Raw genomic sequence first — 13,629 nt, forward strand, 5'->3', positions numbered from 1 at the left:
GGGCAGATAGTGATCCACGGATAGCCACGAAGTATTTCGGGGCTTGACTGAATTCCGGCCTCAGCCGATATGTACAGCCGATCCTCGAGCCCAGTAGTACCGTGCGCACCTCCGTCGTCCGTGACGCAACCGAAGGTCGCCGGAATATCCGCCGAGCAGTCGCGAAGCAGACCGACCATATCGTTAGCTCCAAATTTGGCCACCCGGTTCTTTGGACCCAACGGGCCGGCTGTGACCACACAACGCGCCCTGAACCATTGCCCATCGGGGCTTACTCGCTGCATCGAAACTGTCACTTTGTCTTGCGTCCAAATACCGTTTTCGTCGAGCTCAAATATGCGAAGCTCCACACCAAGCGGCAGGTCATCGAGCGCGGCGATGAACTCGTCCCAGGCCCGGGGCGACCAGACTCGCTTGCCGGTCGCCTTTCCGTGACTCTGGTTAAATCGCAGCAGCGACGCCCACAAGCCGCCAGGCTCCCCCCACGGCTTACCGCTTGCGCCCGAGCCAAAAATATGACGCGACAGCTTCGGCCCTCTCTGGAGATCGGAAAAGAGGTCCTTCAACGGTCCTTTAGAGGCGGCAACAAACCACCGACGAGCGTACCGTGACAGATCTTTCGAGGCAGCCCGACCATCCAACTCGACCGTTAGGCGGGTCCATCCATCGGGCGTTCCTGGTATCTCCATAATAACCAAGTATACCGTTGAATCGGTTCACGATATCAACCGCGCCACTCCTCCGTTGGCCGCTTGCGCCGGCACCCCATTGGGTCAAGGCCGGCGCAAGCGACCGTCGCCATTACTCCCAGACCGGCATAGGGAACGGAACCGGATACGGCGCTGGCTGCCTATCCGGTGCACGCAGATTGTCATGCAACCAATCGTGAACCTTACCCCAGAACTTTACCCAGCCAGGTTCGTCATCCGGTTGATCTTGGGTTTGCGGCTGAGGGACGACCCTCGGCTTTGGCGTATAGTCTCGGTCGTACAGTCGGATTCCCGAACCCGGAGAGTCGGTGTAGACCCGCAGCGATCCACCGGTTCGCGGCACTGGGACTGGATAAGCCTCGGGCAGATCCCAACCGAAGTCCGCCTTGTCGCCTCGTTCCCGCAGTTTATTTACGTACAGATCAATCTGCGGAACCGCGTCGGCAGCCGAATTCTTCGCTTTGACCTCCCATACATAGATAATGCCGTTCTTGGCATGCAACATGATATCCGCATAGCCACAGATATTTTTGTCTCCGGCATGCTTGAGACTTCCACCCTTGATGCAGTTGAACTTTTGCCGGGTAGTGATCGTTCCGCCACCAACCTGCTGAAACTGCTGACTCGCCTTAATTTGCGTGATCGTAGCGAGTATCGCAGCCTTATGTTCGGCGTTGTAATCACGCCACTGGCTAACCCAACGCTTCCTTATGTACTTCCGCAGGGCATCGACGAACTTTGCGCATGCATCCGCGTTCCCGTCCGCACCGCCGCCACAGACGTCGGGCTTGTGTCCGTCGAGTTCAATGCTGGTGATAGGGTTTCCGCCGCCGAACGCGTAACGATCTGCGGTAAATGGGTCAGTCGCTAGGTCTTGATCATCCAAAGCGCCACTGTAGGTATCCCTCGTCAGGAAGCTATTGAGGCTGGGATCGTAGTCACGGAATCCCATGTCGTAGGTGCCCGAGCTTTCGTCCCAGCGCTTGGCCTCATACCGGTAGGTGTTGTACGGCTCTTTGGTGGGGTCGGTGGGGTCAGGTTTGTCGATGCCAGTGGATTCGGCGTCGTCATCCTGGCCGTAGGCGGTGTAGCCGTAGGTGGCCTTGGTATCGCCGGATGAGTCGGTGATGTCTTCGACGTCGGTGTGGTCGTTGTAGCCGTAGTAGGCGTCTTCGGTCGACCCGTCAGTATTCGTCTTGACCTGAGAGAGCCGTTCGCCCCAAGGCGAGTATTGATAGGACTTGGTGATCTTCCCCGCGAGGTCTTCATCCAGCACCTGGTCTGATAGGCCAAGGTAGCTGTAGTCGGTGGTTTTCTCGTTCGCTCCGCCGGGGTCGGTGGTTTTGGAACTGGTGCGATCGAGGGGATCGTAGGTGTATTTCGTCGACACCAGCGCGCCGGCGGAATTCTCTTGCTGGTGTTCGGCGATGCGGTCGAAGCCGTCGTAGGTGTTGCGTTCGATGACCTTGCCAGCGGAGGTGACGGTGTCCAGGCGGCCGAACGGGTCGTAGTTATAGTCCGCCGTCGCCCCACCGGATGCGGATGTGAGGAGCCGGTTACGGTCGTAGTTGAACGTCGTCGTAGTGCCCTTGATGGTCTGAGAGACGACGTTGTTGTTGGCGTCGTGGAGGTATGTTTCGGTTTCGGTGTCGTCGCCGGTTTTGCTGACCTGGGCGATGCGGTCGAGGGGGTCGTAGGTGTAGGTCGTGGTGGTGTTGAGGTACGCCGCGTGGTTGTCGGCGTTCATCTTCTTGGCGACGTCTTGGGTCTTGTTGCCGTTCGGGTCGTAGCTGTAGGTGTGCTCCGAGACGATCGTGCCGTTGGGCTTCTTCTCGACTTGGTGTTGGAGTGATCCGTCGAGGTAGTAGTCGTCGTCGACGGTGTTTCCGTTGCCTTTGGTCTCGACGTCCTGCTGGCCGCGCGGGGTGTAGGTGAAGGTGGTCACCTTCGGCGATGTGTCGGACGGCGTGGCCTTGTCGGTGATCTTGGAGACGAAGTCACGGACGTCGTAGTTGTAGGTGGCGGACTCGTCGTCGTGGGTGCGGCTGGTCGGCTCGTTGTTGGCGTTGTAGCCGAAGGTCGTGGTGTGTTTGACGACTCCGGCGGCTTTCTCCTCGACCTTGGAGACCGAGTTCATCGTGCTGTAGCTGATGGCGTACGAGTCGATCGTCGCGCCGGGGCTGTTGTCGGTGATGTCGGTCAGGTTGCCGTTCGCGTCGTAGGCGTAGGCGAAGTCGGTCTTCTCGTTATCGGCCTCGCCGGAGTTGTCGCGTACCAGCTTGACCGCATCGGCGACGAGAGTTCCGTCGGCGGCATCGGACAGGGTGACCTGCTGGCCGCTGCCATCCCGCTTGAAGGTGTAGGACCCCAAGGAGACCCAGGTGCCGCCGCCCGTACTCTGGTCGACGGTCTTTGAAGCCGTCGCACCGGTGCCGTCTCGTACGGTGTAGGAGGCGTTGGTGGCGGCACCGGACACCGTGGGATATTCGGCGTAGACCTGGTAGGTGCCGTCCTGCGGGATGGTCAGGTTCCAGACGAAGGAGTTCACTCCCGTGCCGGCCGCGTGGGTGGCGTAGTCGTAGCCCTGGAAGCCCGAGCCGGTCGAGCTGGTGGTCCAGGCGGTGCCGTTGTAGCCGGCGTTCTGGATGTCGGAGTCGTCGACGAGGACGACCTGTTGTCCGACCGGCACTCCGTCGTCGCTGCGGCCCTTGAGTTTGCCGTCGGGGTAGTAGGTCCAGCCCATGGTTCGGGAGGAGGAGCCACCGGCGGAGGTGAGGGTGCGGGAGGTCTGCTGGCCGAGGTCGTTGTAGTCGTAGCTGGTGACGATGTCCCACGGGTCGGTGCTGGTTTTGGTCCAGCCGTTGTCGAAGTAGCTGTAGGTGGTGTCGTTGCGAACCGTCTGCCCGTTGGATGGCGGCGCGCTGACTTTCGCCAGGCGGCCGGCGGCGTCGTAGCTGTAGATGGTGGCGTCGGCGTGGTTGTAGCGGGCGTCGTTCGGGTCGTAGGGGGTGAGTTTTTCTTTGACCCGGTTGAGTTCGTCGTAGGTGGTCTGCTGGACGAAGTCGTCCGCGGTGGAGGTGGCGACGCCGCGGGGGGTGATGACCTTGGTCTGGTTGCCGACCTGGTCGTACTCGTACTGGACGATGTTGTCGGCACCGTCGGCGTGCGGGACCTTGACCTGATACGGCTTACCGCGGGCGTCCAGGGAGATGGTCGTGGTGGTGTTGTCCTGGTCGGTGGTCGCGGTCGTCAGCCCATCCCGGTCATAGGTCGTTGACGTGCTGTAACCGGCGGCATCGATGGTGGTCTTGACCCGGTGATCAAGGTCGTAGTTGTACTTGGTGGTGTAGTCGGTGGTGTCGGCGGTGGCGTTCTTGCGGGGGTCGATGACGGTGGTGACGTTGCCGACGTCGTCGTAGGCGTAGGTGGTCGGGCCCTTCGCCGTGGTCATCGAGGTCTGTTCGTAGATCTCGTCGTAGCCGTAGGTGGTGACGTAGTCGGTGTCGTTGGTGGTGGTGAGCGTGCCGTTGGGTTCGGTGATCTTGGTGACGTTGCCCGCCTTGTCATAGGCGTAGCTGGCCGTGCGGTCGGGTCCGGTGTCGGTGTCCTTGGGCGCGCTGACGGCGGTGACCTGGTCCGCGTCGTCGTAGGTGGCCGTGGTCACCGCGCCGTTCGGGGCGGTGGACTGCACGACGTTGTCGTTGGCGTCGTACGTCGGTGCGGGGGTCGTGATGTAGGTGCCGGCGGACTGGTCCTTCGGCTCGGTCTTGTCCGTGGGCCGGCCGAACACGTCATAGTTCTGGGTGGCGTCGTGGCCGAGCGGGTCGGAGACCTTGGTGACCTCACCGCGGACGTCGTAGACGTAGCTGGTGGACTTGTTCAGCGGGTCGGTGATGGTCTGCGGATAGCCGTTGTCGTCGTAGTCGAGGTACTGGGTGGCGTTCCCGTTCGCATCAGTGGCCTTGGCCAACAGCCCGTAGTCGCCGTAGTCGTTGTGCGTGGTGTAGTCGCCGTCGGTGGAGGTTGCGTTGCCGGCCGGGTCGGTGATCGAGGTGAGGTTGCCCACCGTGTCATAGCCGAAGGTGTAGACGCGGCCTTCCGGGCTGGTCTTGGAGATCAGGTCGGCGAAGTGACCGCCCAGTCCGGTCTCGTAGCCGAAGGTGGTGCCGGCGGTGCCGTTCTTGTTCGCCTCGGCGTCCTTCTGGGTGAGCGGATAGCCGGTCAGCGGGTCATACGTCCAGGTCGAAACGGCGCCGTTGTCCTCTTCGAGGCGGGTGACGTTGTGGTCGGTGTCCCAGCCGAGCTTGGTCACCTGGTTCTTGGCGTTCGTCGTCTGGATCGGCCGCCCGAACCCGTCCATCAGGTCCGTGGTGGTGTGGGTTTCGGGGTCGGTGACCACCGTCTGGATGTTGGACCCGTCGTTGCCGTCGGGGTCGGTGTAGGCGAACCCGGTGGTGCCGTTCAGCCGGTCGGTGATGGTCTTCAGATCCCAGTGGAACTTCGGGTCGTCCCCGGTCTGCGGGTAGTAGTAATCAAGCTTGGTGTCGTTCCCGCGCGGGTCGGTGACCTTCACGAGCTTGACGTTCTTGTTGCCCTGGGTGGCGTCGTAGGTGAACCGGAACGTCTTGGCCTGGGAGTCGCCGGAGCCGTCGACCATCTTGGCCATCAGGCCCTTGTCGGTGTAGGTGAAGGTGATCTTCCGGCCGGAGATGTCGGTGATCGACTTGACCTGGTCGATGATGTGCGGGTTGGTGAGGTTGGTGTCGGAGACCTCGTTGCCGCTGTCGTCGATGTAGGTGTAGTCGTCGCCCTTGGCGTAGTAGTCCAGGGTGAGCGACTGCCGGCCGGCCGGGTCGGTGATGTAGGACAGGAACTTGATCGGCTCGTTGTTCGACTTACGCGATGCGTAGGTGAAGTCCTGGGTGTTGCCGTTCTTATCCACGACCGCCGACAGGTAGCCGTCGCAGTCGTAGAAGAACTGGGTGCGGTCCGGGCGGGTCATCACCCACGCGCGGGCCTCTTCGGTCTTGTTGCTGCACACCACCTGGCGTTGCAGGTAGTAGTGCACGCCGTGTGGGGACTTCCACTCGTTCGCGGTGTCGTCCCAGGTGAAGGTGTGGCTGGTGCCGTCCCCGTCGGTCATCGTGACCGTGGTCGGGTTCGGGTTGGGGTGGAAGTCCAGCGGCGAGCCCAACCGGGTCGGCCCGGCGGCCTGGAGGGACCAGCCGTATCCCATGGCCGAATCAGAGGTGTCGAGGGAGTTGTAGGCCATGCGCACGAACGTGGACAGGCCGCGGCCGGGGTTGTTGATCGGGTTGTAGGACCAGACCGCGTTCCCGGCGTACAGGTTGTTCATCACCGTGCCGCCGGCGCCGGTGTTCTTGCCGGCGTACTGGTAGAACTTCTCCAGCCCCAGCTGGTCAGAGGTGGGTTCCTCCACGGCGACGGCCTGGTCCAGGGACGCGATGCCGTCCGAGGCCGGCAGCGACTGCCCGGTGGTCTTGTTGTAGATGTTCCAGTGCAGGACGTAGTCGGTGCGCTTGTTGTCCGGATCGGCTTGCACTGGGGCCTTCACCTGCGCCGCGACCGTGGCGGTGTCACCGGGGGCGATGTCTTCGGGCAGTGGTGTCTGCAGCTGGCTGGCGCCGGTGACGTCGGTGCCGTCCGGCAGCGTCCACTGATACGTCAGGACGTTGTCGGCTTTGGTCAGCGTCCGGTTGACGGTGCCGGAGACATCGACGTTGACGGTGTACTGGCCACCGGAGTTCATCAGCGCCGGTGTGTCCGGCGCGTAGTACGTCGAGTCGGTGGTCTTGTCCAGATAGGTGACGAACAGCTGCGGCCGCAGATCCGGCTCATCCGCCTCCGACGACAGGAACGTGGTGTGCTCCCCCGGCGTGGTCTCGTTCGCCAGCCGGAACAGCACCCCGTGATTCGACGACGGCGTGCTCACCCAGTTCTGGGCGAGTGAGGTGATCGGGAAGGTCCGCCGCGCTGGGTCGTTGGTGATCGGGCCGAAGCTGCCCGCGACGGTGGAGGTGTAGTCACCGCCCGCGGTGGTCCAGGAGGTGGCCGAGGTCGCCTTGGCCCAGGTCGCGGCGGTCTCGTCGAAGTCACGGGTCAGCCCGTGCACGTCATAGGTCGCCTGGGCGTCCCCGGTCATCCCCGCCGACCACAACGCGACGCGCCCGTCGACGACTTGGGCGCTGGTGGGGATGTCGGTCATCGCCGGGAACTTGATGACCGAATGGGTGATCCCGTAGGTGCCCGAGTTGTTCCCGACCGACAGCCACGCCTGCCCCTGGAGCTGGTCCTCGTTCGTCGTCGACTGGGTCGAGGACAACGTCGTGTCGCTGCTCGCCTGATACACCTTCACGGTGCGGCCCGCCTTGGGCAGCCGGACGATCTGCGTCGGCCCGGGGACGAGCTGCCCGTCGGCGGTCTTGACCGCGACCATGTAGTAGTACAGGTTCCCGTACGGGTCTGATGAGTCCGCCGGTGTCGGCGTCGCCGTGGTGTCGCTGAAGGTGGTGGTGTCCTTCGAGACCGGCGCCACCAAGGTGGCCGCAGTCGGGGTGAAGTCCTGGTAGATGCTGCGGTGCACCTGGTACTCGACGATGTCGTCCTTCGAAGAGGTGGACGGGTCCTGGTACGCCGGCCAGGTCAGGTCCGCGCCGGTGGCGTGGATGGTCGTCGGCTCGTCCACCGCCACGCCGGGCTTGCCGTAGGTGATGACCAGACGCGGGTACTGGACGGTCTCGCCGTTGTAGGCGTACACGCTGCCCTCATAGCGCGGGCCGCCCATCCCGAGGGTGGCCTCATCGGCGGCTTTGAGCACGAACCCGTAGTTCGGCGTGCCGTCCACCCACGACTGGACGATGTTCTTGACCGCGAAGCTGTGCCAGTGGCTGCCCTGGTCCCCCGTCGGCCGCACCACCGATCCGTCCTTGGTGAAGCGGGTCGCGTCCGCGACCACCGCGGTGGAGGTCGAGGCGGGGCCGTCGCCGAGGGTGACCTTGCCGGTGGTGCCCGCGACGAACGGGTGGGTGCCCAGGCTCGCCCACACACCGTTCGTCCCGGACTGCTGGTTCACCGTGTACGGGGCGGAACCGCCGTTGTAGGTCACCGTGTACGGCGCGTTGCTCGCCTGGCCGTCCGCGGCGACGTAGTGTGCTTCGACCTTGTAGTCGCCGTCCTCGGCCAGCTTCGGCGTCCAGGTGTAGGTGTCCCCGGACACCGAGTCCTTGTTGTACAGGTAGTCGCCGTTGGTCGCATACGTGCTCGTGGCGGTGGGCCACGCACCCTTCTGACTGGTGGTCCCCACATCGCCGTCGTCGACGGTCACCCGATAGTTGCCGAGCTCACCGACGTTGTTATTGGCGTTGTTCCACGTCGCGGTCGTCTCGTCCCACGGCGCGGTGGCCCGGTGCGCCTCGATCGTGACGTCCTTGCTGTTGTCGGTGTGGGTCTGGTCGTAATACATCTGCAGATCCGCCGAGGAGATCTTCGTCCCGGCCGGGATGTCCACCGGGAACTTCACCAGCGCCCGCGCCACACCACCGGTGGTCGTACCGACCGACAACCGCCACGAACTCTCATAGTTCGAATCCGGGACATCGGAGGCGATCATCGTGTCCTGGGAGTTCTCCGGCAGCGGCTGCAACTTGATCGTCGGATCGACCACCACCGGATACACGCGCTTGGGGTCGTTCAGCCACTTCTGGTCCGCTGACACGGTGATGTGCAGCAGCCCGGCCTTGGCGTCCCAGCGCATCGACTGGGACACCTTCGGGCTCCACGCCTTGCCGTACGGGGAGGAGGCATCGGACTTCGCGTCGCTCATGTACGGCTTGGGCATCACCAGCACCGGTGGCCCGTCGAACCCGCCCCGGTAGAACGCGATCGACCCGTCCGGCCGCTGCCAGGCCCGCAACCCCTTCGCCTGGACCGCGAACGACCACGACGCCGTCGCCGGGGCCTTGGCCAAGACGATGGACTCCTTCAGCGCATCCGGCTGCAGCGCGTACGACAGGTCCGCACCCGCCACCGCGCCCGGATAGGTGACCGTGTTCCCGTGCACCGTCGGCTTCGCCGCACCCTTGGCCTCCGGGCCGAACGTCAACGACGCGCCGCCACCGGCATCGAACCGGACCAGCCGCCCCGACCCCGTACCGAACAAAGTACGGAAGCTGTTGGTCTGGTTGCCGTAGGAGAACCCGCTCGCCTTGCTCTTGGTGACCCGCAGATCGATCGGCTTCCAGCCACCACCACTGCGATAGTTCACCGGCTGCGGCGAGACCTCCGCCTGAACCTGCCCATTCGACAGCTTGAAATAGCGGGCGTTGGCCGTACGGCGACTCCTCAACTCCCCGACCCGCTTCGCCGGCGCCGACCTGCTGCCCTTGACCACCGGATCCTGCCGCGGCACCGCGTCGACCTTCAGATCACGGCCCTTCGGCGCCTTCTTACTGCCGTGCAGCCCCCACAGCCGATCCCACCAGTTCCGCTTACTCGCCGGCTTCCACCCACTGCCCGCCTGCGCACTTGAGGGCCGCGCCGCCTCCGCCGACGCCGGCATGACCGGAAGCACCGTCATCGTCAACGCGACGACCAGCAGGCACGCCGACCATTTCTTCTTCTTCAGCCACCGGCTCACCGAAACTCCACTCCCACGAGGGCAGGCGAAAACAGGCACGCCAAAAAGACGCACCGAACTACAGGACAGAACAGGAGAAAGACTGGAAGAATTACGGAATGCGCGAGGTGACGCTCAACGCCACCGGATCACGTCGGCCCCCGAGCAGGCGGAACAACCCTCGTCACCGAACCTCCCCGTCCGGCCGATCCGCCCGGAACAAAGACCAAGCGGCGCTGAACAAACGAACGGATCATCACCCGGCAACACGAGCGCGTCAATACCAGTCAAATCCGACAACGCACACGAAAATAACCATCACAGAAAAGGCATAGAAGCCCCCGACTTATAGCGCCGGAGCCATCTATAACGTCACACGCAAAGCGGTGAATGGCCCGAACCGGCCAGACGTCGCCCCGGATATCAGCAGTGCGTACGCGAATCAGTGCGCTTCGTCACGGCAGACCCCAGCGAACTCCCCGAGGCGGCCAGATACGGCCGGTGAAGCCGGTAACACTTCCCCGAGCACCGGCGCTGGGTTCAGCGGGCGCTTCGTAGGCACCGCCGGCTCAGGGACTTCATCACTGTCGGCCGAGGAAGCGACGGTATTCCGTCAAGACCTGCGCCACACATGATGCCGCTAGCGACCGCCATGACCGTTCCGTACCTGATAGCCACCGCGACCGCAGTCCGAGGTCACCCAGCTCCTCTGATGAGGTCGTCTATGGCATCCCTGATGTCGTTAAGCCAGGCGATACGGTCCTCGTAGCGGGAGATCATCCCCACGCAAACACGATCAAGCACAGAACTCATCAGGTAGCCCTGCCCAGCGAGGTAGTCCTGATTACCCAGCACGAGGGCGACGGCGAGCTGCTCTTTAGTCGACCACTCCGGGGATGGGAAGCCATCGTTGCGCTCCTTCGCCCAACGGACACGGCCGACGAGGCCTCGCACGAACTCGACCTCAACGTCGGTCAGACGGACGATGCTCACGGTCTCCTCCTCATAGCCCTACCTGCTTCCACCGCCGCCCCACACCCGAGTCGGTGGACATGTGCTGCTGAAAGGGGACCGGCTGCCACCGGCTGAGCAAAAGCCCGCATCGGTTAACACACCTACGTTGACCGAAGACATCCTCAGCAAGTCGTTAGCTGTTGGCTGCGGGCACGCTTGTCACTAGAAATCCTCACGCCACTTCCGACGGGGGCAACCCTCTCATCGCGGCCCGACCTCATGTTCGTCCGCTGCTTCGCTGTCGAGGATCTTGCGGATGTCGGCGGGGTGGTAGCGCCGGTGACCGCCGGGGGTGAAGACCGGTGCGAGTCTGCCTTCACGTGCCCATCGGGTGATCGCCGTCGTCCGGACACCGAACGGCTCCGCGACCTCGCGCGGGCACAAGAGCGGTTCGTCGTTGAGGCGCTGCCGGCTAAGGGGGTGGGGAGAAGACATCGTGACACGCTGATCCTGTTTTTCGGTGTGGGAAGAGAGAGGGAGTCTCGGTCCTGAGGGCGCCGCATCGCCGCGGCCATCGACACCGGTTCGGAGGGGTTACCGGTGGAGGCCGCAGCGCACTCAGGACCGAGACATCTATCCGGAGGCCGCCATCACGCGATGTGCCAGCGGATGATCAAGCGCCCTCGTTCAGGGCATCAGGGTCTGCCTGTCCTCGGGCCTCAACTCGACGCCCGTACGGGTTATGACGACGTGAATGGTCTTGCCGTGCTCGGCCTGTTCGGCCCAGGTCATCGCGGCCAGAGCTTGATGATCGGGATGCCTCGGCCCGAACCTGCCAACGGCCCGCGATGAGCCTCCCGGGGTAGAGCCGGAGCGGTATCGACCGCATACAGGTACATCCACCGGTCACGGATGTCGACGGCGAGGCGAACCGGCCGTGCACCACCGCAGGCGGGGCCGAGTTTGGCGACCTCGCGGACGGCGTTGGTGATCAGCTCTGAGACCACCAGCACCACATCAGCGACATGCTCGGCATCGACGTCGACGACCACGCTCTCGGTGACGCGACGCGCCCCCGCCGAGATGATCAACTGGAGATTTCAGGTGACCAGGTGGCTGCGCGCCCAGCCGCGTCACGCCCCGTGTGCCGGAACTGCGTGGTCCGAAATCGGCTCGGCAAGAATCGGCGCCACTTAACGACGCGGTGTGTGCGACGAAGATCAGTGTTCAGAAGGCCACCGGTTCGTGTCAGGTGCCGCGTTGTGCAATGAGCGTCCGGGTGCAAGATGTAACCGTGATGCCTGAAGATTTGAACGCAGCGGAGAAAAGGCTTTGGACGGCGTTTCCTCGTGGGCAGTGGGTGGACCTGCGAGGCGAGCCAGAGCGGGTTGTTCGTGCCGCAGTGATCCAGGCAGCATTGCTTGGCGCGTGCGAGACCGAGCCCGGTCACACTCCGGGCGTCAGGTTGCGTGGGGCGATGGTCACTGGTCGCCTAGACCTGATCGGTGCCACGGTTGAATCGGCTCTGGTGTGTGAATACTGCCGGTTTGACGAGCCGCTGCGCCTGGTAGAAGCCACTACTCGAACGGTGCGGCTGGTGCACAGTCGACTCGCGGGTTTCAACGGCGTCCGAATGCAGGTCGTAGGCATCCTGAACCTGAACGGCACGCTGATCGAGCGTGGGCTCTGGCTGGATCAGGCGAGGGTGACCGGACAGGTCTCGCTGCGTGCCGCCACTACGCGGGCGGACGCGGAGGGCATCGCCATCGCGGCTCGCGGACTTACCGTCGACGGAGATGTGGCGATGTGCGACGGTTTCCTCGCCACCGGCTCTGTCCTGCTTCATCGTGCGCAGATCGACGGCGGGCTGGATTGTTTCAATGCCCGATTCTCGTACCCTGGAGCGGTTGCACTTGACCTAAGCCGCACTGTGATTGGTGCTGGAATTGGCGCGAACGAGCTGATCACAGAAGGTGAGCTCCGAATGCGCGGCACGAGGGTCATGGCCAGTGTGCAACTCGCTGGAGCCCTCTTACAGAATCCCGGCGGCGACGCCTTAGGCGCCGGCGGACTTGAGGTACGCGGCGGTTTATGGTGCCGTGAAGGTTTCAGCGCTGTCGGCGGCGTACGCCTGGTCGGTTCGCAACTGGGAGCGAATGTGACCTTCACGGATGCGAAGCTGAGTCATCCGGGCGGCGTAGCGCTCAATCTCGACCACGCCGCCTTCGGCGATTTCGATGGCGCACGGCTAGAGGTCTCCGGTGGCACGATCAGCGTCAGCGGCGCGCGCGCAGCAGCTGGCATAAACTTGGAAAAAGCCCAGCTTAATAGCGGCGCCGACAAATCATTGGTGGTCGAGAGCGCCGAGGTTGGTGGCGGGTTGTCCTTCCGGCGACTACATGCCACTGGCGAGGTATGTGTCCAGACCAGCCGGATCAGCGGCCGAATCCTGCTGGAAGAAGCCAGGTTGGACAACCCATCTGCTACGGCCCTTCGGTTCTCAGGCATCCACGCTGACGCAAGCCTGTCCTGTGCCGGCATGCGCGTGCATGGCGGCGTAGAGCTGACCGGCTCTCGCTGCGACCAGGGCATCGACCTCGACGGCGCCATCCTGGCGAGCGAACACCAGCCCGCTCTCGACGCCACCGCGATCACGACTACTCTCCTCTCACTGCGGCCTGCGGCACCAATCCGCGGCGAGGTCATCTTCCGACACGCTCACATCGATCTGCTCCGTGATGACCCCACATACTGGCCCGAACGCCTCAGACTCGAAGAACTCACATACCAGGCCCTCGACCCGCGCCTTCCTGCACGGGAGCGGCTGGGCTGGCTTGCTCGCGACCCGGACGGCCCACAGCCCCAGCCGTACGAGCAACTCGCCGCGCTTTACACGCGCCTGGGCCAGCCCGCCGAGGCAAGCAAGGTGATGTACGCAAGGGAACGCGATCAGCGCGCCGCCGAATCCGCGCTCAACCGGGTCTGGAGCATTCTGCAGGACGTTACCGTTGCCTACGGATACCATCCATGGCGCGCCCTCGCATGGCTGGCCGCGTTACTGACCGTAGGTAGCATTCTGTACGGCCTGGTGCCCCCGGTACCGCTCAAACCTGGCGAGGCACCCCACTTCAACCCGGTGATCTATACCCTCGATCTTCTGCTACCCATCGTTGACATGGGACAGCAAAACGCCTTCAACCCCAGCGGCGCAGAGCAATGGTTCTCCTATGTCCTCATCACGGCGGGCTGGATCCTTGCTACCACCGTCGCCGCCGGCGTCGCTCGAGTCACCAGCCGTCGATGAATCCAGGCAGATTTAGCAGGCCTCGG

At 63.6% G+C, this 13,629-nt stretch carries 5 protein-coding genes; 1 reads left to right on the plus strand and 4 read right to left on the minus strand.

Annotated elements, in window-relative coordinates; all coding sequences use genetic code 11:
- Positions 1-801: 801 nt before the first annotated feature.
- From ABEA10_RS34615 to ABEA10_RS34630, 4 genes are all read right to left on the minus strand, one after another.
- Positions 802-9,366: a golvesin C-terminal-like domain-containing protein gene (locus ABEA10_RS34615; RefSeq protein ID WP_345471194.1), complete on the minus strand. Its 8,565-nt coding sequence runs from the start codon at positions 9,364-9,366 to the stop codon at positions 802-804.
- Between the two features lie 675 nt (positions 9,367-10,041).
- On the minus strand, positions 10,042-10,338 hold the full coding sequence (locus ABEA10_RS34620) for a hypothetical protein (protein ID WP_345471197.1): 297 nt from the start codon (positions 10,336-10,338) through the stop codon (positions 10,042-10,044).
- 222 nt (positions 10,339-10,560) lie between these two features.
- Positions 10,561-10,794 (minus strand): helix-turn-helix domain-containing protein, encoded by a 234-nt coding sequence (locus tag ABEA10_RS34625; RefSeq protein ID WP_345471199.1) that lies wholly within the window; start codon positions 10,792-10,794, stop codon positions 10,561-10,563.
- Positions 10,795-11,087: 293 nt separating this feature from the next.
- On the minus strand, positions 11,088-11,390 hold the full coding sequence (locus tag ABEA10_RS34630) for an ATP-binding protein (protein WP_345471201.1): 303 nt from the start codon (positions 11,388-11,390) through the stop codon (positions 11,088-11,090).
- A gap of 53 nt (positions 11,391-11,443) precedes the next feature.
- On the opposite strand from ABEA10_RS34630, the gene ABEA10_RS34635 reads away from it, so the two are divergent.
- Positions 11,444-13,603 (plus strand): hypothetical protein, encoded by a 2,160-nt coding sequence (locus tag ABEA10_RS34635; RefSeq protein ID WP_345471203.1) that lies wholly within the window; start codon positions 11,444-11,446, stop codon positions 13,601-13,603.
- Positions 13,604-13,629 lie beyond the last annotated feature (26 nt).

The organism is Actinoallomurus oryzae (assembly GCF_039541955.1).
Lineage (GTDB): Bacteria > Actinomycetota > Actinomycetes > Streptosporangiales > Streptosporangiaceae > Actinoallomurus > Actinoallomurus oryzae.